The 22688-nt window shown below is 72.4% G+C and carries 18 protein-coding genes; 7 read left to right on the top strand and 11 right to left on the bottom strand.

Features of this window, described 5'->3' with window-relative positions:
* Positions 1-130 precede the first annotated feature (130 nt).
* Positions 131-1771: an ABC-F family ATP-binding cassette domain-containing protein gene (locus ACWDNY_RS27760; protein ID WP_451648533.1), complete on the bottom strand. Its 1641-nt coding sequence runs from the start codon at positions 1769-1771 to the stop codon at positions 131-133.
* Between the two features lie 156 nt (positions 1772-1927).
* Here ACWDNY_RS27760 and ACWDNY_RS27755 point away from each other — a divergent pair, with 156 nt between their 5' ends.
* Both ACWDNY_RS27755 and ACWDNY_RS27750 read left to right on the top strand, forming a co-directional pair.
* Positions 1928-2911, top strand: a complete 984-nt coding sequence (locus ACWDNY_RS27755; protein ID WP_451648532.1) for an FAD-dependent oxidoreductase — start codon at positions 1928-1930, stop codon at positions 2909-2911.
* Between the two features lie 96 nt (positions 2912-3007).
* On the top strand, positions 3008-3262 hold the full coding sequence (locus ACWDNY_RS27750; protein ID WP_451648531.1) for a DUF6332 family protein: 255 nt from the start codon (positions 3008-3010) through the stop codon (positions 3260-3262).
* On the opposite strand, the gene ACWDNY_RS27745 is transcribed toward ACWDNY_RS27750, so the two are convergent.
* The 3 genes from ACWDNY_RS27745 to ACWDNY_RS27735 all read right to left on the bottom strand — a co-directional run bounded on the left by ACWDNY_RS27745 (position 3263) and on the right by ACWDNY_RS27735 (position 6658).
* Positions 3263-3457: a DUF4158 domain-containing protein gene (locus ACWDNY_RS27745; RefSeq protein WP_451648530.1), complete on the bottom strand. Its 195-nt coding sequence runs from the start codon at positions 3455-3457 to the stop codon at positions 3263-3265.
* A gap of 310 nt (positions 3458-3767) precedes the next feature.
* Entirely contained in the window at positions 3768-4766 is a 999-nt protein-coding gene (locus ACWDNY_RS27740; protein WP_451648529.1) for a hypothetical protein, read from the bottom strand.
* Between the two features lie 1271 nt (positions 4767-6037).
* Positions 6038-6658, bottom strand: coding sequence for a hypothetical protein (locus tag ACWDNY_RS27735; protein ID WP_451648528.1), 621 nt, complete (start codon positions 6656-6658; stop codon positions 6038-6040).
* A 594-nt stretch (positions 6659-7252) separates the two neighbouring features.
* Here ACWDNY_RS27735 and ACWDNY_RS27730 point away from each other — a divergent pair.
* Positions 7253-8746, top strand: a complete 1494-nt coding sequence (locus tag ACWDNY_RS27730; RefSeq protein WP_451648527.1) for a M1 family metallopeptidase — start codon at positions 7253-7255, stop codon at positions 8744-8746.
* Positions 8747-8872: 126 nt separating this feature from the next.
* On the opposite strand, the gene ACWDNY_RS27725 is transcribed toward ACWDNY_RS27730, so the two are convergent.
* Entirely contained in the window at positions 8873-10339 is a 1467-nt protein-coding gene (locus ACWDNY_RS27725) for an amino acid permease (protein ID WP_451648526.1), read from the bottom strand.
* A gap of 264 nt (positions 10340-10603) precedes the next feature.
* Here ACWDNY_RS27725 and ACWDNY_RS27720 point away from each other — a divergent pair, with 264 nt between their 5' ends.
* On the top strand, positions 10604-11347 hold the full coding sequence (locus ACWDNY_RS27720) for a MerR family transcriptional regulator (protein WP_451648525.1): 744 nt from the start codon (positions 10604-10606) through the stop codon (positions 11345-11347).
* 8 nt (positions 11348-11355) lie between these two features.
* Here the strand turns inward: ACWDNY_RS27720 and ACWDNY_RS27715 are convergent, their stop codons facing one another.
* The 3 genes from ACWDNY_RS27715 to ACWDNY_RS27705 all read right to left on the bottom strand — a co-directional run bounded on the left by ACWDNY_RS27715 (position 11356) and on the right by ACWDNY_RS27705 (position 16064).
* Entirely contained in the window at positions 11356-13566 is a 2211-nt protein-coding gene (locus tag ACWDNY_RS27715; RefSeq protein WP_451648524.1) for a 3-hydroxyacyl-CoA dehydrogenase NAD-binding domain-containing protein, read from the bottom strand.
* A 46-nt stretch (positions 13567-13612) separates the two neighbouring features.
* A complete protein-coding gene (locus tag ACWDNY_RS27710; protein WP_451648523.1) occupies positions 13613-14827 on the bottom strand; it encodes an acetyl-CoA C-acetyltransferase in 1215 nt (404 codons plus the stop codon).
* Between the two features lie 64 nt (positions 14828-14891).
* Positions 14892-16064: a CaiB/BaiF CoA transferase family protein gene (locus ACWDNY_RS27705; protein WP_451648522.1), complete on the bottom strand. Its 1173-nt coding sequence runs from the start codon at positions 16062-16064 to the stop codon at positions 14892-14894.
* A 390-nt stretch (positions 16065-16454) separates the two neighbouring features.
* Here ACWDNY_RS27705 and ACWDNY_RS27700 point away from each other — a divergent pair, with 390 nt between their 5' ends.
* Complete coding sequence (locus ACWDNY_RS27700; protein WP_451648521.1) at positions 16455-17639, top strand: saccharopine dehydrogenase family protein; 1185 nt, start codon at positions 16455-16457, stop codon at positions 17637-17639.
* A 180-nt stretch (positions 17640-17819) separates the two neighbouring features.
* On the opposite strand, the gene mmpA is transcribed toward ACWDNY_RS27700, so the two are convergent.
* Positions 17820-17969 (bottom strand): morphogenic membrane protein MmpA, encoded by a 150-nt coding sequence (mmpA, locus tag ACWDNY_RS27695; protein WP_451648520.1) that lies wholly within the window; start codon positions 17967-17969, stop codon positions 17820-17822.
* 215 nt (positions 17970-18184) lie between these two features.
* Positions 18185-18907: an endonuclease V gene (locus tag ACWDNY_RS27690; RefSeq protein ID WP_451648519.1), complete on the bottom strand. Its 723-nt coding sequence runs from the start codon at positions 18905-18907 to the stop codon at positions 18185-18187.
* Positions 18908-19238: 331 nt separating this feature from the next.
* Between ACWDNY_RS27690 and ACWDNY_RS27685 the strand changes: the two genes are divergently transcribed.
* Positions 19239-19655, top strand: a complete 417-nt coding sequence (locus ACWDNY_RS27685) for an SsgA family sporulation/cell division regulator (protein ID WP_451648518.1) — start codon at positions 19239-19241, stop codon at positions 19653-19655.
* Positions 19656-19981: 326 nt separating this feature from the next.
* Here ACWDNY_RS27685 and ACWDNY_RS27680 read toward each other — a convergent pair whose 3' ends face one another.
* Positions 19982-20653, bottom strand: a complete 672-nt coding sequence (locus ACWDNY_RS27680; RefSeq protein ID WP_451648517.1) for a GOLPH3/VPS74 family protein — start codon at positions 20651-20653, stop codon at positions 19982-19984.
* Between the two features lie 318 nt (positions 20654-20971).
* Here ACWDNY_RS27680 and ACWDNY_RS27675 point away from each other — a divergent pair, with 318 nt between their 5' ends.
* Entirely contained in the window at positions 20972-22597 is a 1626-nt protein-coding gene (locus ACWDNY_RS27675) for an ABC-F family ATP-binding cassette domain-containing protein (RefSeq protein WP_451648516.1), read from the top strand.
* Positions 22598-22688 lie beyond the last annotated feature (91 nt).

The raw sequence follows: 22688 nt of genomic DNA, 5'->3' as shown, positions 1-22688 counted from the left end.
CTCCCGGCGGGCGAGACCGGGCCCGGTGCGTCCGCCGCGCAGTTCGCCCGGGATGGTCCGGCGGAGCAGGTCGGAGGAAACCGTCGGCACCACGCACCTCGCGTCTCCGGCCTGATCCGAACGAACGACCCTAGCGCTCGGTCACCTTGCCGGCCGCCACCTCCAGGCGGCGCGTCACCCGGACCGCCTCCAGCATGCGGCGGTCGTGGGTGACCAGCAGCAGTGTGCCCTCGTAGGCGTCGAGGGCCGACTCGAGCTGCTCGATGGCGGGCAGGTCGAGGTGGTTGGTCGGTTCGTCCAGGACGAGGAGGTTCACGCCCCTGCCCTGGAGGAGGGCCAGCGCCGCACGGGTGCGCTCGCCCGGTGAGAGGGTCGCGGCCGGACGCAGGACGTGGGCGGACTTCAGGCCGAACTTGGCCAGCAGGGTGCGCACCTCCACCGGCTCGGTGTCCGGCACCGCGGCGCAGAACGCGTCGAGCAGCGTCTCGGGACCGTGGAAGAGCCCGCGCGCCTGGTCGACCTCGCCGACCAGGACGCCGGAGCCCAGGGCGGCGTGCCCGGCGGCCGGGGCGACCCGGCCGAGCAGCAGGGCCAGCAGCGTCGACTTGCCCGCGCCGTTGGCGCCGGTGACCGCCACCCGGTCCGCCCAGTCGATCTGCAGGGACACCGGGCCGAGCACGAAGTCCCCGCGCCGGACCTCCGCGTCCCGCAGCGTCGTGACGACCGTGCCGGAGCGCGGGGCCGCCGCGATCTCCATGCGCAGCTCCCACTCCTTGCGGGGCTCGTCGACGGCGTCGAGCCGCTCGATCATGCGCTGCGTCTGCCGGACCTTCGCGGCCTGCTTCTCACTCGCCTCGGTGCGGAACTTGCGGCCGATCTTGTCGTTGTCGCCGCCCGCCTTGCGCCGGGCGTTCTTCACTCCCTTGTCCATCCAGGCGCGCTGCGTCCGCGCGCGGTCCTGGAGCGCCGCCCGCCGGTCGGCGTACTCCTCGTAGTCGTCGCGGGCGTGCCGGCGGGCCACCTCCCGCTCCTCCAGGTAGGCCGCGTAGCCGCCGCCGTAGAGGTTCACCTGCTCCTGCGCGAGGTCGATCTCAAGGACGCGGTTGACCGTGCGGGTGAGGAACTCGCGGTCGTGGCTGACCACGACGGTCGCGGCGCGCAGCCCGGCCACGAACTGCTCCAGGCGCTCCAGGCCGTCGAGGTCCAGGTCGTTGGTCGGTTCGTCGAGCAGGAAGACGTCGTAGCGGGACAGCAGCAGGGAGGCGAGACCCGCGCGGGCCGCCTGGCCGCCGGACAGCGACGTCATCGGCTGGTCGAGGCCGACGGCCAGGCCGAGGGAGTCGGCGACCTGCTCCGCCCGCTCGTCGAGGTCGGCCCCGCCGAGCGCGAGCCACCGCTCCAGGGCGGCGGCATAGGCGTCGTCCGCGCCCGGCGCCCCGTCGACGAGCGCCTGCGTGGCCTCGTCCATCACCCGCTGGGCCTCGGCGACCCCGGTGCGGCGGGCGAGGAAGTGCCGCACCGTCTCCCCCGGCCGGCGCTCGGGCTCCTGGGGAAGGTGCCCGACGGTCGCGGTCAGCGGGGAGAGGGTGATCCCGCCCTGCTCGGGCACGGTCAGCCCGGCGAGCATCCTGAGCAGGGTGGACTTGCCCGCGCCGTTGGCGCCGACCAGCCCGATCACGTCCCCGGGGGCGACGACGAGGTCCAGTCCGGTGAACAGCGAGCGCTCGCCGTGGCCGGCGGCGAGGTCCTTGGCGACGAGGGTGGCAGTCATCAGGGGGCCGATCCTAACGGCCGCGCCGGACGGGGCACGGCGCACCACCGCCCTCACCTCCCGGGCCGGCGGGGTGCGGCGGCCGCCGGGCCCCGGGGAGCCGTCGGATCCCTCCGGTGCGCCGTGCGGCGGGAGCCGTTCCGCTACCTTCCCGGCATGGAGAGTGTGCGCGGCGACGTCGTCGTGGTGGGCGGCGGCGTCATCGGACTGACGACGGCCGTCGTACTGGCCGAACGCGGGAGCCGGGTGCGGGTGTGGACGCGGGAAACGGCCGGGCGGACCACCTCCGCGGTCGCCGGGGGCCTGTGGTGGCCGTACCGGATCGAGCCGGAACCGCTCGTCGGGGAGTGGGCCCTCACGTCCCTCGCCGTGTACGGGGAGCTGGCGGCGCGGCCCGGGGAGACGGGCGTCCGTGTGGTCGAGGGCGTGCTCGGCGAGACCCGGCTGGACGCGCTCGGCCCGTGGGCCGCCGGTGTACCGGGGCTGCGCGCGGCGCGCTCCGGTGAGTACCCGGGAACGGGGCTGTGGGCGCGGCTGCCGCTGATCGACATGGCTGCGCATCTGCCCTGGCTCGTCCGGCGGTTGCTGCGGGCCGGCGGGACGATCGAGGAGCACACGGTGACGGACCTCGCCGGCGTCGACGCGCCCGCGGTGGTCAACTGCACCGGTCTCGGCGCCCGTGAGCTGGTGCCGGACACGACGGTGCGCCCGGTGCGCGGTCAGCTCGTCGTCGTGGAGAACCCGGGCATCACGACGTGGCTGACGTCCGTCGACCGCGCCGCGGCATCCTCGACCTACTTCTTCCCGCAGCCCGGTGGGCTCGTCCTCGGTGGTACGGCGGAGGAGGACGCCTGGTCGCTCGCGCCGGATCCGGCGGTGGCCGAGCGGATCGTGGCGCGGTGCGCCGCCTTCCGGCCGGAGATCGCCGGGGCGCGGGTGCTGGAACACCGGGTGGGACTGCGCCCGGCGCGGCACGCGGTGCGGCTGGAGCGCGAGGCCCTGCCGGACGGGCGGGTGCTGGTGCACAACTACGGGCACGGCGGGGCCGGGGTCACGGTGGCGTGGGGGTGCGCCCGGGCGGCGGCGGGGCTCGTGGGCCCGGCCGCCGTCGGCCTCGGGGGACATCGGTACAGCGGTTAACGCTAACAGGACATCGCAATTGGTGATCGAGCCGCCCGTGACAGGCAGCGATCAGGTACAGGCGCGGTGACTTGACCGTGATGTGAGACTTGCAGCATGGACATGGGGCGTGAGTCGCGGTGGGAAAAGGACGCAATGACGGTGGAGATCGGTTTCGCCCTGGTGACCGCCGCCGCGCTGGCTGGGGTGATCTTTGCCGTCGCCTGGACTTTCGGCCTGGCCCTTGACCTCTCTGGTTCGGCAGAGAAAGGCATGTTGGTAGGCGGCGCGCTGTTCGGCGCGGTGGCCGGAGTGTGGCGTCTGGTACGGGTGCTGCTTCGATTCGACGATCAGCGCCGCATGGGCCGCTGACTACGGGCCTTCCTCTTGCTCGACGGCCAGCCACTCGGCGAGCTGGCCCTGGTCCTCCTCGGTGCACTCACGGAAGCCGAACGTGCCCCGGATCTCCATCCGGTGCCGCTTGATCGCCCGCCCCGACCAGTCGTACGCGGCCCACTCTTCCGCCGCTACGCTCACCTGCTGGGCGACGTACGACACCGCCGACACCGGGATCTCCCCGGCGTCCTCCGGGGGTCGTCCGGCTCGCACTCCTGCCGCAGCCCGGGCTCCTTCCGGTCGTCATGACGGTACAGCTTCCTGCTGCCCGAGATGCCTGGAGGGCTGCGACCGCTGCGCGACCCAAACCAGGCCGAGGCGTGAGCGTCACTGAACTGACCAGGTTCAGGGCGAACATGGTGCTGGCCTGCTGGGTAGGAAGGGATCAGGGCCGTCACCGTCATGGTGGCGGTCTACTGCAGAACTGGGCGGTTCTTCGTCCAACACGAGCCCCGTTCGGTTCGAGCCGCGCGCTCAAGCCCTACTTGACGTAATCCTGGCGTGGTTCGTCATTGCAGATGCCCGGTTTGACCGTACCAGCGCAGGCCCAGGCGGATTTTCCGTTACGTGGCACGCCTATGCCGAGTTCGAAGTATTGGATGGCGCGCGCCGGGACGCCTTCGGCCTTGAAGGGCTTGCCCTTGTCGAGAATCTCCAGTGGAGCGCCGGGTGCAGCTTCGCCAGCGACGCGGTAGGCAGCCTTGAGCTTGAACGTGCAGGTCTCGTTCTTGGTGATCGCATCGATCTTAAGATTGGTCCCTGTCTGGTTCTGGCCGAGGGCGATCGAGGCCCCCTGAAAGTACGGCTTGCCCTGTCGGCCACCCTCCTCGTCCTCGACCACCAAGACCTTGCTGCGTCCGGAGAGGTCCAATGCGAGATTCCTCATGGGGGACTCCCCTGCCGGGGGGTACCGCACGACCACCGCGGTATCGGCGGGGACACAGTTGACATCGTCGGCGGTGATGCTGTCGATGTTGACGGGGGCGGTCTTCCGGCTCTCCAGGCCCAACCGGAAAGAGGTTGCAGTCCCAGCGGCCGTGAAGTTCTTGGGTGTCTGCACCATCGTTGGCTGGTCGGTCAGCAGTCGACCGCCCAAAGGTTTCAACAACTCCCACACCCTCTTAGGGGCTTCGCGAAAGTCGTTGGGGTTGATCGCGATCGCGGTCAGAGCCTGCTGTGTCTCGGCAGAGAGCGGTTTGTCAAGGATGATGTACCACGTGTCCGGGAAACTGTCAGGGTCGTACTCCTCGAAAGTCTCCTGGGCCACCGTGATGTCGATCGGCGGTCGTGCACCGTCCACTGCCCGCTGAGCCGAGTCTTCGTGACGGGCGGTATCGACCGATCCCACGTTGTCGAGCTCGTGGGCTAACCACCACCCTCCGGTGCTGCCCACCAGGGCAGCAGCCAAAGTCAAGGCAATGAACCTGACGCGCCTGCCTCCACGGTGTGTAGCCCCGTCCGGAGCGAGCACGCTGGTCACGTCATCCAGGAGGCGCCCGGTTGTGGAAGTGGCTGGGCCCGGCACGTGCGGTGGAAGGGTAGGGGGAGCCGGCAGCGGCTGAGCGGTCGGCGGGGAGACAGGCCCTGCAGCGGCGCCGGGACGAGGGCCGTTCGGAGGCGACGGCGGAACCGGAGGCGGCCCTGGTACCGGCCCTGGTCCGGGGCCAGCCGGCACGTTCGGCGGCGTGGTGGTCATGTGTTTCCCCCAGGGAGCAGCTACCGTGTGTGGGCTTTGATCGTGCCGCAGACACAGCCACGACGGCACTGGCTTGACGCGTTTGTGACTGTGGCAAGTCCTAGTTGGTGCCATGGCCAGTCTGAGGTCTGGCGCGCTGTCGGCCTGCCCGACAGTCGTGTGCACCCGACCGTGAGACCTACCACGGCTACGCACTCGCGCCGCGAAGAGGCCGGTCACACCAGCCGCTCGCAGACGCGTCGCGGACCAGGTCAAGCAGGCCACCTCGTTCCTCGACTGGCTCGTCGACCGGGGCCACACCCTCGCCACCTGCGGCCAAACCGGCATCGACGCATGGCACGCCGAACACAACCACCACGCTGGCAACACCATCCGGAACTTCCTGCTGTGGTGTTCGGCCAGCAAGCTCACCCGGCCCTTCCGGCTGCCTCCGATGCAGATCAGCCGGGTGGCACGATGCCGCAGGCCGAGCGCCTGGAGCTGATCGGCCGCCTTCTCACCGACCCGAGCCTGCCCTCTGCGGGTCCGGGTTGCTGGGAGCATCGTCCTGCTTTACGCCCAACCGCCCAGCCGCGTCGTCCGCCTCACTCTGGACGACATCACCCGCACCGACCAGCAGACCCACCTCCGGCTTGGCGAGCCGCCGTCCCCCGTTCCCGAACCGCTCGCGGAACTCCTGTTCCGCTGGATCGACAGCCGGGACAACATGAACACCGCGACTAACCACGCATGCCGCTGGCTGTTCCCGGGCCGCCGAGCCGGGCAACCGATCCACCCCGACGTTCTGGCAGCGCTCCTCAACGACATCGGCATCCCCGCCACCGCCGGTCGCACCGCCGCGATGCGGCAGCACGTGCTGGAGATGCCCGCCCCGGTCGTCGCGGAGGCTTTGAGCTGTCACCGGGTCACCGCGGCCAAGCTGGCCTCCGAAGCCGGAGGCACCTGGAGCCGATACGCCTCTGGGGACCACTGGCGGTCACCACCAGGCTGGACCCCTCGGAGAGCTGGTGACAATTGAATACCCGAGCCCACCAGTACCGAGTCGAAGTTGGGTGCTATTTGCTGTCGGAGCCGCAGTCTTTCAGCGGCTTGGGTGCGGGGATATCGCTGAAGACTGAACCGGGTCGTGCCGAGGCCATCGCTGGGGGGCCACTGCTCCCGAAGAGGAGCTTCCAGGTGTCCATAACGCGATGTTGCGTGAGTGATCGGGTAGTGATGGCAGGGGCGAGGTTCATGGCCTTCAGTGGTTTGTATCGGTCGCGCCCCCATCTTTGGCCGCGCACGTCCACGAACGAGAATCCGGCGATGGCGAAGTACTGCTTTCGTCCAATCACGCTATTCGGGATGGTGACGAGGCTGCACGGCGGTACGTCGCTGAGGTCGAGCAAATCCTTCTCCCCGCGGTACAGGCCTTCCTGTACCTCGAGATCATTTCCCGAAGCAACACCGATGGTGACCTGGGAGATGGGGTCGAGCGACCGGTTCGCGAAGTAGCCCGTGGTTTGGCCATCCTTGCCGATCTGCGTCCAACTGGAGACGAGAGCGGCCTGAGACTGGAGCTCCTTCTCCGAGTCTTCCGCCGACTGGGCAAGTTGGTCTTTGGAGGTCTGCACCTGGTAGAAGCTCGTCCAAGCTGTGGCAATCAAGCCAATTGCCGCCACAAACGACGCGATCATCGTTGCGATCAGCGTCCAGTCTCGCTTCCCGGGGGCTGACGGGGCACGCGCTCCGGTGGCGGGCTGAGGTGGGCTTCCTCCAGGCTGGCCCGTCTCAGGGATTGCTGGAGGCTGGGCTGTGGTTTCGCCGCTGGGTGTCGGCCCCGGAACGGCAGGCGGCTGGTGCGGCGTGGGATCGCTCGTTCCGGGCTGACTGGTAGATGTGGTAGCCCCTTGCCCCTGACTCACTCTCATCTCCGATACTCACAGTCGCTCGGCAGGGCGGATCCTTGCAGACATCCGAGGCGCCAGCAGGAACCTCCACGGAATCTTCAACACTGGCTTTTCCGGCGGGTTTTACTGCGAGACGCCTCCCGGGGGTCACCGCACCTGGAGCCGATACGCCTCCGGCGACCACACACGGTCACCAATAGGGTGGGTTCCGCGAGGAACTGGCGACAGTCGAATAGGCGAACCCAGCAGTACGGAGGCCGGCCGTGTCCCCGCGTGACGGCTGAATGGCGATCGTGTGAACCAGGTGGCCATGGACATGCCCAGGGCGCGCGGGACTCAATAGGCTCCGTCAGACCCCGTCCATGACGACTTGGAGCTCACGTGCACCGCAGAATCACCGTTCCGGGCGCACTCGCGGCGGCCACCCTGTTGCTGGCGATCCCGGCATCGGCCGCGAGCCAGCCCCCCGGAGCGCCGGGCATCGGCGACCCCTACTACCCGGACTACGGCAACGGCGGCTACGACGTCTCCCACTACGACCTCCGGCTGACGTACCGGCCCTTGACGGACGAACTGGAGGGCACGGCGACGATCCAGGCGCGGACGACGCAGGACCTGTCGCGGTTCGACCTGGACTTCCTGCTGGACGTCGGCGAGGTCCGCGTCAACGGCGTCAGGGCCGCCTTCGCCGCCTCCGGGCAGCACGAGCTGGAGATCACGCCGAGGACCCCGCTGGCCAAGGGCACCCCGATCACGGTGGTCGTCCGCTACCGCGGGGTGCCGTCGACGAAGAGCGCCTACGGCTTCACGACCTGGCACCGCACCCCGGACGGCGCCGTCGCCGCGGACGAGCCCGAGTCGGCCTGGTGGTGGTTCCCGAGCAACGACCACCCGAGCGACAAGGCCACCTACGACGTGTCGGTGGCGGTGCCGGACGGTACCCAGGCCGTCTCCAACGGCACCCTGCAGTCGACGAGCTCGAAGCTCGGCTGGACGCGCTACAACTGGCGGCAGGACAAGCCGCAGGCCACCTACCTGGCCACGCTCGCGCTCGGCCGGTTCGACATCACGACGAGCACGTCCGAGGGCGGTGTGCCGGTCCTCAACGCCTACAGCCGGGACCTGGGCGCCAACGAGGGGGCGGCCCGCGCGAGCGTGGAGCGCACCGGGGAGATCGTCGACTGGCTGAGCGGCTACTTCGGGCCGTATCCGTTCTCGTCGGCCGGCGGTTACGTGCCCAACACGACCACCGGGTACGCGCTGGAGACCCAGACCCGCGTCTACTACAGCCCCAAGCAGTTCGCGAACGGCTCCAACACCTCGGTGGTCGTGCACGAGCTGGCGCACCAGTGGTACGGCGACGACGTGTCGCTCAAGGGCTGGAAGGACATCTGGATCAACGAGGGCTTCGCCCGCTACGCGCAGTGGCTGTGGTCGGAGCACGAGGGCGAGGGCACGGCCCAGGAGCTGGCGGACTACGTGTACGCCTCGCACCCGGCGGACGACGCCTTCTGGACGGTGCGGCCGGGCGACCCGGGCCCGGACAACCAGTTCGACACCGCCGTCTACGACCGTGGCGCCCTGGCCCTGCAGGCGCTGCGCAACGAGATCGGCGACGACGCCTTCTTCGCCGTGCTGAAGGGCTGGCCGAAGGAGCACGCCTACGGCAACGCCTCGGTCGCGGACTTCGAGAAGTACGCCGAGCGGGTCTCCGGCAGGCCGCTGGCCGCGCTCTTCGACACCTGGCTGTTCCAGCCCGCCAAGCCCGCGGCGGCCGCGGCGGCCGGCACCTCGGGCGCGAGGGCGGCGATCGCGCCGGTCCGGCCGGCGTCCTTCGCCAAGATCGAGGCGACGAACGACGTGCACGCGCGCTGAGCGGGGCCGGGTGGTCCGGGGCCCGCGCCGCCCCCGGACCACCCGGCGCCGCCCGGGCGGGCCCCCGGATGCCGGCCACCCGCCACCGGCCACCGGCCGAGCCGGAACAGAGTGTGGTCGGCCGCGCTACCGGCCGAGCCGGGACAGTTCCTGGTCGGCCGCCCGCGCGACCCGGCGGCGGACGCCGAACCAGCCGGCCACCAGCAGGGCGGCGATCAGCGGCAGCAGCAGCAGGGTCTTGCGGCCGACGTCGGGGTCGTCGGCCATCATGCCGAGGCAGGCCAGCAGAAAGGCGATCGTGGCGACCTCCGTGACCGGGCTGCCGGGCAGCCGGAAGTGCGGCCGGCTGACCAGGCCCGCCCTGGCCCGGCGGACGAACACCAGGTGGCAGGCCATGATGATCACCCAGGTGCTGACGATGCCGAGGGAGGCGACGTTCAGCACGATCTCGAAGGCCTTGCTCGGCACGAGGTAGTTCAGGCCGACGCCCAGCACGCAGACCGCGCAGGTCAGCAGGATGCCGCCGTAGGGCACCTGGCTGCGGCTCATCACCCGGGTGAACTTCGGCGCGGAGCCGGCCACGGCCATGGAGCGCAGGATGCGGCCGGTGGAGTACAGGCCGGAGTTCAGCGACGACATGGCGGCGGTCAGGACCACCAGGTTCATGACGTCGCCGGCCGCCGGGACGCCGATCCGGGAGAGCACCGTGACGAAGGGGCTCTCGTCGCCCGAGTAGACCGAGCCGGGCAGCAACAAGGCCAGCAGCACGACCGAGCCGCAGTAGAACAGACCCACCCGCCACATGATCGAGTTCACCGCGCGCGGGACGACCTTCTCCGGCTGGGCGGTCTCGCCCGCGGCGACGCCGACCAGCTCCAGCGCGGCGTAGGCGAAGATCACGCCCTGCATGACGAGCACGACGGGCATCACACCGTGCGGGAAGACGCCCCCGCTGTCGGCGATGACGCCCAGGCCCGGGCTCCGGCCTCCGACGTCGGCGTGCGTGGCCAGCAGGAAGACACCGATCAGCATGAAGCCGACCAGGGTGGCCACCTTGACGATCGCGAACCAGAACTCCATCTCGCCGAAGACCTTCACCGAGATCAGGTTCACGGTGAGGACCACGGCGAGCGCGACCAGCGCCAGCAGCCACTGCGGCACGGGCGTGAAGAGGCTCCAGTAGTGGGTGTAGAGCGCGATCGCGGTGATGTCGGCGATGCCGGTGGTCGACCAGTTCAGGAAGTACATCCAGCCGGCGACGTAGGCGCCCTTCTCCCCCAGGAACTCGCGCGCGTAGGACACGAACGACCCGGACGAGGGCCGGTACAGCACCAGCTCGCCGAGGGCGCGGACGACGAAGAACGCGAAGACGCCGCAGACGAGGTAGGCCAGGGCGAGCGCCGGTCCGGCGCTGTGCAGGCGGCCGCCTGCGCCGAGGAAGAGGCCCGTTCCGATCGCGCCCCCGATGGCGATCATGTTGACGTGGCGGTGCTTGAGGTCCTTGCTGTAACCGGCGTCGCCCGCGTCGGCGGGCGTCCCGGTCGCCTGGGGGTGGTCGGCGACCGGTGCCGTGTGCGCGGAGTCCTTGCTCACGGGTGGTTCCACTTCCTGGTCTTCCGGGCCGAGTGGGCCCGGCGGTCCGTACGTGCCTCGGCCCGCACCACCCTTGACGCGGTACAGACCAGACCGACAGCTTCCCAGCGAGAGCGCCGCTCACGCGATGGCCGATGTCACACAGCGGGACTTCTCACACAGTCTTCGCGGAACGGACACACGAGCACCCTCGGCACACCGGACGTCGCACGTCACCGCGGTACCGGGTGTCACACTGATGGTGAGACAGCGATACTGCTGCACATGACGACCGACACCGGGGAGCCGGCCCTCACGATCGACGAGCTCGCCCGGCGGGCCGGCGTCACGGTGCGCACGGTCCGCTTCTACGGCACCCGCGGCCTGCTGCCGCCCCCGGTGATCGGTCCGCGCCGGGTCGGCCACTACGGCCGGGAGCACCTCGCCCGCCTGGCACTGATCGAGGAGATGCAGCGGCAGGGCATGACGCTCGCCGCCATCGAGCGCCACCTCGGGCAGCTGCCGCCGGACCTCACGCCGCACGACCTGGCCATCCAGCGTGCGGTCGTCGCGTCCTGGGCGCCGGAAACGGTGGAGACGGTGTCCCGACGGGAACTGGAGCGGCGCGCGGACCGGCCCCTCGGCGAGGAGGACCTGCGGCGCCTGGCCGCGATGGACGTGATCGAGCGGGACGGCGAGTCCTTCCGCGTGGACTCCGGTCTGCTCCGGCTCGGCGTGCGGCTCCTGGACGTGCCGCTGGCCCACGAGACCATCCTGGCGGCCCGCACCGTGCTGGTGGAGCACGCGCGGGCGGCGGCGCAGGAGCTGTCACGGCTGCTGCGCGAGGCGGTGGCCGAGCGCGGCTCGCAGGAGGTGAGGTCCCTGTCCGCCCATATGCACCCCCTGGTCGTGCAGGCGCTGCTGACCACCTTCCAGCGGTCGCTGAAGGAGGAGCTGCGCGGGTGGGTGGACGGCGCACGGCAGGACGACCCCCGGGGAGAGGACCCCGGGGGTGCGTCCGCCGGCTGAGGGGCGCGTCAGCGCGCGTCGGTGAAGGTCTCCCCCTTCTCCGCCATCTCCACCAGCAGGGCGGGCGGGTCGAACCGCTCGCCGTAGCGCCCGGCCAGCTCCCGAGCGCGGGCGACGAAGGCGGGCAGCCCGGTGCCGGCCCCGGCGCCGCCGCCGTCCCCGGGGACGCCCTGGTAGCCGTTGATGTACTGCAGCACGCCGCCGGTCCAGCCGGGGAAGCCGATGCCGAAGAGGGAGCCGATGTTGGCGTCGGCGACGGAGGTCAGGACGCCCTCCTCCAGCAGCCGGACGGTGTCGAGGGCCTCAGCGAAGAGCATGCGTTCCTGCATGTCCCGGAACGGGATCCGGTGCCCGGGCCGGGTGAAGTGCTCCCGCAGCCCCGGCCACAGGCCGGCCCGCTTGCCGTCGGCGTAGTCGTAGAAGCCGGCGCCGCCGCTGCGGCCGGTGCGGCCGAACTCGTCCACCATGCGGTCGACGACGGCGTCGGCGGGGTGCGCCCGCCAGGTGCCGCCGGCCTCCTCCACGGCCCGCTTGGACTCCTCGCGGATCCGGCGCGGCAGGGTGAGCGTCAGCTCGTCCATCAGGGACAGCACCTTGGCCGGGTAGCCCGCCTGCGCGGCCGCCTGCTCGACGGAGGCCGGCTCGATGCCCTCGCCGACCATGGCCACGCCCTCGTTGATGAAGTGACCGATCACGCGCGAGGTGAAGAAGCCGCGCGAGTCGTTGACGACGATCGGGGTCTTCCCGATCTGCCGGACCAGGTCGAAGGCGCGGGCCAGCGCCTCCTCGCCGGTGCGGCCGCCCTTGATGATCTCCACGAGGGGCATCTTGTCGACCGGTGAGAAGAAGTGCAGGCCGATGAAGTCGCTCTGGCGCTCCACGCCCTCGGCGAGCACGGTGATGGGCAGGGTGGAGGTGTTGGAGCACAGCAGCGCGTCGGGGGCGACGACGTTCTGGATCTCCTGGAACACCTTGTGCTTGAGGGAGGTGTCCTCGAACACGGCCTCGATCACCGCGTCGCAGCCGGCGAGGTCCTGCACGTCGGCGGTGGGGTGGATGCGGGCCAGCAGCGCGTCGGCCTTCTCCCGGCTGGTACGGCCCCGGGAGACGGCCTTGGCGCACAGTTGCTCGGAGTACCCCTTGCCCTTGACGGCGGCCTCCAGCGACACGTCCTTCAGGACGACGTCGATGCCGGCGCGGGCGCACGAGTAGGCGATGCCCGCGCCCATCATGCCGGCGCCGAGGACGGCGACCAGGCGGACCCGGCGGGGCTCGACGCCCTGGGGCCGGTTGGCGCCGGAGTTGACGGCCTGCAGGTCGAAGAAGAAGGCCTGGATCATGTTCTTCGAGGTCTGGCCCGCGGCCAGTTCCACGAAGTAGCGGGCCTCGATGACCTGCGCGGTCTCGAAGTCGACCTGGGCGCCCTCGACGGCGGCCGCGAGGATGCCGCGCGGGGCCGGGTAGGGGGCTCCGCCGGTCTGCTTGCGCAGGTTGGCCGGGAAGGCGGGCAGGTTGGCCGCGAACTTGGGGTTGGCCGGGGTGCCGCCGGGGATGCGGTAGCCGGGCCGGTCCCAGGGCTGCTGGGACTCGGGGTGGGCGTCGATGAAGGCGCGGGCCTTGGCGAGCATCTCCTCGCGGCTGTCGGCCACCTCGTCGACGAGGCCGTTGTCGAGGGCACGCCGCGGGCTGTACTGGGTGCCCTGGAGCAGCACCTTCAGCAGGGCGTCGGTGATGCCGAGCAGGCGCACGGTGCGCACGACGCCACCGCCGCCGGGCAGCAGGCCGAGGGTGACCTCGGGGCAGCCGATCTTCGAGCCGGGCGCGTCGAGGGCGACCCGGTGGTGGCAGGCGAGGGCGATCTCGTAGCCGCCGCCGAGGGCGGCGCCGTTGAGCGCGGCGACGACCGGCTTGCCCAGGGTCTCGATGCGGCGCAGGTCCCGCTTGACGGCCAGGCCGCCTTCGAAGAGCTCCTGCGCGGTGTCGGGCGTGACCCGGATGAGGTCGCGCAGGTCGCCGCCGGCGAAGAAGGTCTTCTTGGCCGAGGTGACGATGACGCCGCGGATGGACTCCTTCTCGGCCTCCAGCCGGTCGGCGACCTGGGCGAGCGAGGCCCGGAACGCCTGGTTCATGGTGTTCGCGGACTGGTGGGGGTCGTCGAGGACGAGGGTGACGACGCCGGTGTCGTCCTGTTCCCAGCGGATGGTGGTGCTGTCGGTCATGTGAGGTCTCCGTTGAGGTCTGCTGGTGCCGCTGATTCCGCCGGGGTCAGACGCGTTCGACGATCGTCGCGACGCCCATGCCGCCGCCCACGCACAGGGTGGCGAGGCCGTACCGCTTGTCCTGCCGCTCCAGCTCGTCGACGAGGGTGCCGAGGATCATGGCGCCGGTGGCGCCGAGCGGGTGGCCCAGCGCGATGGCGCCGCCGTTGACGTTGACCTTGTCCAGGGACAGGCCCATGTCCTTCACGAACCGCAGCACGACCGCCGCGAAGGCCTCGTTGATCTCCACGAGGTCGATGTCGTCGATGGTGAGCCCGGCCTTCGCGAGGGCCTTGCGGGTGGCGGGCGCGGGCCCGGTGAGCATGATGGTCGGCTCGGAGCCGGAGACGGCGGCGGAGACGATGCGGGCTCGCGGCCGCAGGCCGTAGCGCTCGCCGACCTCCCGGGAGCCGATGGCGACGAGGGAGGCGCCGTCGACGATGCCGGAGGAGTTGCCCGCGTGGTGGACGTGGTCGATCTTCTCGACCCAGTGGTACTTCTGCAGGGCGACCGCGTCGAAGCCGCCGAGGTCGCCGATGTCGGCGAACGACGGCTTCAGCTTCGCCAGCGAGTCCGCGGTGGTGCCGGGGCGCATGTGCTCGTCGTGGTCGAGGACGACGAGCCCGTTGCGGTCCCTGACGGGGACCACGGAGCGCTCGAAGCGGCCCTCCTTCCACGCGGTGGCCGCGCGCTCCTGCGACAGCGCGGCGTACTCGTCCACGTCCCGGCGGCTGAAGCCCCCGAGGGTGGCGATGAGGTCGGCGCCGATGCCCTGCGGCACGAAGTCCACGGCCAGATTGGTCATCGGGTCGTTGAACCAGGCGCCGCCGTCGGAGGCCATCGGCACGCGGGACATCGACTCGACGCCGCCCGCGAGGACGAGGTCCTCCCAGCCGGAGCGGATCTTCGCGGCGGCGAGGTTGACGGCCTCCAGACCCGAGGCACAGAAGCGGTTCTCCTGCACGCCCGCCACCGTGTCCGGCAGTCCGGCGGCGATGGCGGCGATGCGGGCGATGTCGGAGCCCTGGTCGCCGACCGGGCCGACGACGCCGAGCACGATGTCGTCGACGGCGGCCGGGTCCAGGCCGGGGAAGCGGCCGCGGATCTCGTGGATGAGACCGACGACCAGGTCGATGGGTTTCGTGCCGTGCAGGGCGCCGCCGGCCTTGCCGCGCCCGCGCGGGGTGCGGATCGCGTCGTAGACGTACGCTTCGGTGCTCACTGACAAGCCTTTCACTCGGGTGTTCGGGGCGGTGGGGTCTTCGGGGGCGGGTGGGACGGTCTCCTCAGTGCGTTCCGTGTCCGTGCTCGGCGTCGGCCGCCCGGTCCTCCAGCAGGCGCGGTACGTCCCAGTCCCGGGCCACGGCGGCGGTGCCCGTGCCCGGACGGGCCGGGCCGGTGCGCACGGCGGCGGGGGTCGCGGAGAACCGGGGCGCGGGCGCGGGCTGGACGATGCCGGTGTGCTCGGTGAAGGTGCCGCGGGCGGCGAGGTGCGGGTGGCGCGGGGCTTCGCGCAGGGACAGCACGGGGGCCACGCAGGCGTCGGAGTCCTCGAAGACGGCGGTCCACTCCTCCCGGGTGCGGGTCTTGAAGCGGGCGGCGACCGCCTGGCGCAGTTCCGGCCAGCGGGCCGGGTCCGCATGGGCCGCGTGGACCTGCTCGCCGAGGCCGAGCAGGTCGACGAAGGCCTGGTAGAACCGCGGTTCCAGGGCGCCGACCGCCATGTGGCCGCCGTCGGCCGTCTCGTAGGTGCCGTAGTACGGGCAGCCGCCGTCGAGGAGGTTGACCCCGCGGCGGTCCTGCCAGGCGCCCGCGGCCAGCATGCCGTGGATCATGGCGGCGAGGTGAGAGGCGCCGTCGACGATGGCGGCGTCCACGACCTGGCCGGTCCCGGTCGCGCGGGCGTGGTGGAGGGCGGCGAGGACGCCCACGACGAGGTAGAGCGAGCCGCCTGCGTAGTCGCCGAGCAGGTTCGCGGGCACGGCCGGGGGCGCGTCCGGCGCGCCGATCATGCCGAGGGAGCCGGTGAGGGCGAGGTAGGAGATGTCGTGTCCGGCGCGCTGGGCGAGCGGTCCGTCCTGGCCCCATCCGGTCATCCGGCCGTAGACCAGGCGGGGGTTGCGCGCGTGGCAGTCCCCGGGGCCGACGCCGAGGCGTTCGGCGACGCCCGGGCGGTAGCCCTCGATGAGGACGTCGGCGCGTTCGGCCAGGTCGAGGACCGTGGCGGCGCCGCCGGCGGACTTCAGGTCGACGACCACCGAACGCTTGTTGCGGTTGGTGACATCGAGGGCGGGGTCGATGCCGAGAGCGGCGCCCCCGGGACGGTCCACGCGGACGACGTCGGCGCCGAGGTCCGCCAGCAGCATGGCGGCGAACGGGCCGGGGCCGATGCCGGCGAGTTCGACCACCCGCACACCGCCGAGCGGCCCGCCCTGTCCTGGCACGCGCTGTGCCGCCATCCGGGACCCCTCACTGTGACACAACCGATGTAACACCAGCGATGCTAGGAACGCCCGTCACCGGGCACAAGGGGAAACGAGCAAGCGCTTAGCCGATTCCCCCGCGCCGCGGCGCCGCGCCCGCGCCGCCGTACTCCGTTCGGATGATGACGGGGCGGCCGTCACGGGTCGGCCGACCCGGGCGCGCCGCAGGCCGTCCACCCCGGTGGGGTCCGTCCCGCGGCGACGGCCGGCCGTCCGCGGGGCGTGCGCGCCCCACCATCTCCCGCTTCTTCGGGGCGTTTCCGGGCACGGTCACCGCACACCTCCGGGCTCCTCGCCGGGCTCCGCACCCCTCACGCTAGCCTCGGCCGACGACAGCGGCGCGGGCTGCGTGGACCGAGGGGTGTCATGAGCAGGCTGAACAACACGGACCGTCCGTACGACATCGTCCTCTTCGGAGCCACCGGCTTCGTCGGGGCGCTCACCGCGGAGTACCTCGCGGCCCACGCGCCCGAGGGGCTGCGCTGGGCGATCGCCGCCCGCGACGGGCGGAAGCTGCAGGAGCTGCGCGAGCGGCTGCCCGGCGGATCCGGCGTCGGCGTGCTGCGGGCCGACGTGACCGACCCGGCGTCGCTGCGCGAACTCGCCCGCCAGGCGCGCGTGGTGGCCTCGACGGTGGGCCCCTACCTGACGTACGGCGAAGAGCTCGTCGTCGCCTGCGCGGACAGCGGCACGGACTACCTGGACCTGACCGGGGAGCCGGAGTTCGTCGACCTGGTGTACGTCCGGCACGACGCACGCGCGCGGGAGACGGGGGCCCGGCTCGTGCACGCCTGCGGGTTCGACTCGGTCCCGCACGACCTGGGGGTGTACTTCACCGTGCGGCAGCTGCCGGAGGGCGTGCCACTGACCGTGGACGGGTTCGTGCGCGCGGACGCCGCCTTCTCCGGCGGCACGTTCGCCTCCGCGCTCAACCAGTTCGCGCGTGCCCGGGGGATGCGCGCCGCCGCCCGGGACCGCGCGCGGCACGAGCCGCGCCTGATGGGACGGCGGGCGTCCGCGCCGACGGGCGCGCCGCGCTTCGCCGGTGAGGCCGGGGCCTGGGCGCTGCCGCTGCCGACCCTCGACCCGCGCGTCGTGGTGCGGTCCGCGCGGGCGCTGGAGCGGTACGGCCCGGACTTCCGCTACCGCCACTACGCGGCCGTCGAGCACCTGCCCGTCGCGGCCGGCGGCGCCGTCGCCGTCGCCGCCCTCGCCGCGGCGGCCCAGCTCCCGCCGGCACGGCGCTGGCTGTCCGAACGGCTCCGGCCGGGGCAGGGCCCGGACGCCGAGCGGCGCGCGCGCAGCTGGTTCTCGGTGCGTTTCGTCGGCGAGGGCGGCGGCCGGCGGGTGTTCACGGAGGTCGCGGGTGGCGACCCCGGCTACGACGAGACGGCGAAGATGTTCGCCGAGTCGGCCCTCTGCCTGGCCCTCGACGAGCTGCCGCCGACGGCCGGCCAGGTCACGACCGCCGTGGCGATGGGCGACGCGCTCACCGACCGCCTGCGGGCGGCGGGCATCACCTTCCGGGTGGCCGCCACCCGCGAGGTGTAGCTCTCGGCCGCCGCCCCGGTGACCGGGCGGCGGTGCCGGGGCGACGGCCCGCCGTGCCCGCCGTACCGGTCGATGCCGGTCGATGCCGGCCATTGGGGGTCGCCGCCCGTCGTCGGCGCCGACCGCCGGTCGTTGCCGCTGGGTGCCGATCGGTGCCGGTCGGCGCCGGCCGGGCCCGGGTTACAGAGGCCGGCCCAGCACCGTGTAGAGCATTGCACCGATCCAGGCGAGTCCTGCCAGCGTGGCGAGGACGAGCACGGAGTTGACCACGCGCTCGACGGGCCGGTCGGGATCGGCGAGGGGCTTGGGGGAACGGTGGGTCGTCGTCATGCGGCCCACCCTGGCGCGCGTACCCGCGCCCCCACATCCGTACGGATACTCAGACCCCGTACTCAAATACCGCCCCGGTCCCACCCTCTCGGACCCTCGTCGCGCCCCGAGTGGCTCCGGACGGCGGCACGTTGCCCTGGACCCGGTGGGTGGCCCGGGCGCCTTCCCCGGTCCCGGCGCGACCGCGCCCCGGAGCCCGGCGACGGCTCGGCCGGCTACGACTCGGGCTGCCCGGAGCTGGGTGCCCTGCGCGCCGTCGCCTCCCGAAGCGCCCGCCGGCACAGCGCGTCGGCCCTGCGGGTCGTCTCCGGCAGGCGATGGGCCGGGGTGAGGGCGAGGGTGTGGGCGCAGGCGTTGTCCAGCGACATCCGGTGACCGACCGAGACGTAGACCGGCTTGACGCCGTCCCTGGTGCGCAGGGCGCGCCCGACCTCCTCGTCGCCCGCGAGGAGCGGGGAGGCGCTTCCGCGCCGGGTGTCCGGATCGTCGTACGTGAAGGTGAACGGGTTCTTGGCGACGCCGATCGTCGGAAGTCCCGTCAGCACGCCGAGGTGGCCGGCGAGTCCGAAGCGGCGGGGGTGGGCCAGACCGTGGCCGTCGCAGACGACCAGCCCGGGCGGGTGGGTCAGCGCGTCCAGCGCCGCGAGCACGGTCGGGATCTCACGGAAGGCGAGCAGGCCGGGCACGTAGGGGAAGGAGATCCGGCCGACGGCCGTGGCCTCGGCGACGACGTCCAGGGTGGCCGCGTCCAGCACGACGGCCGCGGCCGCGACGACGTCCCGTTCGTCGTCGTAGGCGACGTCGACCCCGGTGACGTGACCGGTACCGGGGGGCGGTCCCGGCTCGTCCAGCACCACCCGCGCGCGCAACGCGTCCTGGACGGCGCGGGCCTGCTCCTCGGTGGCGGGCCAGCCAGCGGGGACGGGTACGGTCGTCATGGTGCTGACGAGCGTACGGCCCGGCGGCCCGGAAGGAGCGGCGGGGCCGGCCCGGACGGCCCTCGCACGGCGAGCGGGGAGCGCTCCGCCCCGCGCGCCGCCCCGGCCCCGGCCGAGCGCCCGCCGCCGGCTCGCCGCTGTCACCGCGGCAGGCGACGGAGCCCCTCCCCCGCCCCCGCTCGGGCGAGACCGCGCCGCGGCCCGGTGGCGGGAGACGGTGACCGAAGTCACCTCTCCCGCCTGTGCACGGACGGACTCATTCCGGCGTCTCCTCAAGTGCCCGGCCTCGTCCGCCCGGGCGCCCGTCCAGCCGTCACAAGGGAGCAAGGCGTTGTCCATCGTCATCGAGCACCCCGTCGAGGCGCGCCTGGTAGCCGCCGCGCCACGGATGTGCACCGTCCGCGCCACGCTGCACTACGACCGGACCGACCCGTACGCGGTCCACATGACCTTCCCTGCCCCGGCCACCCTGGTGGGCGAGGAGGTCTGCTGGACGTTCGCCCGCGAGCTGCTGGCAGCCGGACTGCACGAGCCCGAGGGCGACGGCGACGTGCGGGTGCGGCCGTACGGCTTCGAGCGCACCGTGCTGGAGTTCCACGCCCCGGAGGGCACCGCCGTGGTGCACGTCCGCACCGGCGAGATACAGCGCTTCCTCGACGACACGAGCGAGCTGGTACCCGTCGGTCTGGAGCACCTGCAGCTCGACCTGGACCGCGACCTGGCCGAGCTGATACGGGACGCCTGCTGACGTCCTGCGCGTGGGCCACACGCGGCGGCGGCCCCGGCTGACGCCCCCGCGCGAGCCGCGCGGGGCAGGGGACCCGGCGACGCGGTGGTGCGGCCGGCGCAGCGGGCGGGTTCCCAGCCGCCGCCGAGCCCGCCCGCACTCCGAGCCACGGACCGAGCTCCCCGCAAGGCGGAAACGTCCGCGGGCGGCACCCGTGCGTCCGCCCGGCCCCGGGGCCCGTACGGCAGGACCGCACCGCGGGCCCCTCGACGTGGGCAGGAGCGGCGGGCGACCCCCGGCGGGCCGGTCACGCGGCGTGCGGCTCCCGGCGGGCCGGTTTCGCCGGCTCAGCCGCCCGCCGGCGCGGAGCCGGCCGTCGTCGCCGCCACGACCGCCGTGCTCACCTCGCGTACGACCCGGCTGAGCGCGGGGGCCGCCGCGCCGCTGCGTTCGGTCAGTTCCTCGATGCGCCGCTGGTGGAGCCTGCGGTCCCGACCGGGGACGACGGTGCGCAGCCGGCCGGCGGCGGCCAGGGCCACGACGGCCGCGTCGCGGTCGGACACCTCCGCCGCCGGCACGGTGTCCTCCAGTACCCGGCGCGCCTCCTCGCGGAGCGCCTCCACGGCGGCGACACGGTCCAGGACATGCTCCACCGACGGGAAGACACCGAGCACACGTCGCTTCTCGGCGCGCAGGTATCCCTCGGCGGCGAGCTGCTCCCGTACCGCCACGAGGGTGTACCGGGCCCGCAGCGTGACCCAGGTCTTCCACGAGCGCGGCCGGGACTCGCGGACGAGGTCGAGGAGCCCGTCGAGTACCGGGTCGGCGGTGCGGGCGTCCAGGTCGACGGGCGTGGCGATGCCGTCGACGTCCAGGAGCAGCCCCCGCTGGGCCAGCTCGGTCAGGGCCCCGGCCCGCACCAGGTGGTGCAGGTGGGCCGCACCGGTGATCCTCAGCCGCGTGGTGTCCCACGCCAGCAGGTACAGGCGGGCCGGCAGCGAGAGCGGGCCGTTCGCCACGGGGGCCTCCTTCGCGCGGTGAGCCCGGGGCTCACGGTAATTCGTTGACAGCGTCCCCACCCCCTCGTACGGTTTGCAGCGGTTCTGTTGCCGTCGATGGGAGAAGGACGTTGCTCGTCTGAGGTTCTGAGACACCGCGTCACACCAGCTCCGGTGTGTGCGTCGCGTGCGACCTCGGCGTTCCAGCCGTCCTTCCGGATGTCCGGCCCAGGGCTCTTCTCCTTCCCCCTGGCCCCGCGCCCACACGGCTGCCCCCGTCCTGCGGTGTCTCGACACGCGTGAGTGCCCCCTGACCGCACCCAACAACCGCGAGGCCCCGTGTCCACCTCCGTCACCTGCACCTCCCTCTCCTACGCCTGGCCCGACGGCACCGCCGTCTTCGACGGCCTCGACGTCGCCTTCGGCCCCGGCCGCACCGGCCTGGTCGGGGTCAACGGCTCCGGCAAGTCGACCCTGCTCAAGCTGGTCGCGGGCGAGCTGACCCCGTCCGACGGCGCCGTCCGCGTCGTGGGCGAGGTGGGCCACCTGCCGCAGAACGTCACGCTCGACACCGCGCTGCGTGTCGACGAGGTGCTCGGCATCGCCGCGCAGCGGGCCGCGCTGCACGCCATCGAGGCCGGTGACGTAGCCGAGGGGCACTTCGAGACCGTCGGCGACGACTGGGACGTCGAGGAGCGCGCGCTCGCCACCCTCGGCGAACTCGGCCTCGGCCACATCCCTCTGGACCGCACCATCGGCGAGGTCTCGGGCGGCGAGTCGGTGCTGCTGCGCCTGGCGGCGCTGCTGCTGCGCCGCCCGGACGTCCTGCTGCTCGACGAACCGACCAACAACCTCGACCTCTACGCACGGCGGCGGCTGTACGCGGCCGTCTCCTCCTGGCCGGGCGTGATGGTCGTGGTCAGCCACGACCGCGAGCTCCTCGAACTGGTGGACCAGATCGCCGATCTGCGCTCCGGCGACATCACCTGGTACGGCGGCAACTTCTCCGCCTACGAGGAGGCGCTCGCCGTGGAGCAGGAGGCGGCCGAGCGGATGGTCCGGGTCGCCGAGGCCGACGTCAGGCGGCAGAAACGCGAACTGGCCGACGCCCAGGTCAAGCTGGCCCGCCGCAAGCGGTACGGCCAGAGGATGTGGGACCAGAAACGCGAGCCGAAGATCGTCATGGGGGCGCGCAAGCGGGCCGCGCAGGAGTCCGCGGGCAAGCACCGCATCATGCACGAGGAGAGGCTCACCGAGGCCAGGGAGCGGCTCGACGAGGCGGCGGAGGCCGTACGCGACGACGACGAGATCCGCGTCGACCTGCCGTACACGGCGGTGCCGCCGGGCCGTACCGTCCTCACCCTGCGCGATCTCGAACTGGCCTACGGGGCACGGGTCGAGGGCGGCCTCGATCTGCACGGCCCGGAGCGGATCGCGCTGATCGGGCGCAACGGAGCGGGCAAGACGACGCTGCTGCGCACGATCGCCGGGGAGATCGAGCCGGTGGCGGGCGAGGTCACGGCGCACGTCCCACTGCGGTTCCTGCCGCAGCGGCTCGACGTCCTCGACGACGGGCTGACCGTCGCGCAGAACGTGGCCCGGTTCGCGCCGGGCGCCACCAACAACCGGATCCGGGCCCGGTTGGCCCGCTTCCTGTTCCGGGGCGCACGGGCCGACCAGGAGGCGGCGACCCTGTCCGGCGGTGAGCGCTTCCGGGCGGCGCTCGCCGCGCTGATGCTCGCCGAGCCCGCCCCGCAGCTCCTCATGCTCGACGAGCCGACCAACAACCTCGACATGGCGAGCGTGCGCCGGCTGACGACGGCTCTGGAGTCCTACCAGGGTGCGCTGATCGTGGCCAGCCACGACCTGCCGTTCCTGCGGTCGGTCGGCATCACCCGCTGGCTGGTCATGGCGGAGGGAGGACTGAGCGAGACCACACCGGAAGAGCTCGGGCACACCGGCTAGTGCCGCGGCAGGCAACGTTTGCCCGTCAAGGAGTGGCGTCCGGTGCGTGCTCTCGGCGTGCCGGCCGGACGCCCTCGTACTGGATGTACTC

It is taken from the genome of Streptomyces sp. NPDC003697 (assembly GCF_053587115.1).
Note: the sequence above shows the minus strand (reverse complement) of the source record. Positions and strands in the feature narration are given on the sequence as shown.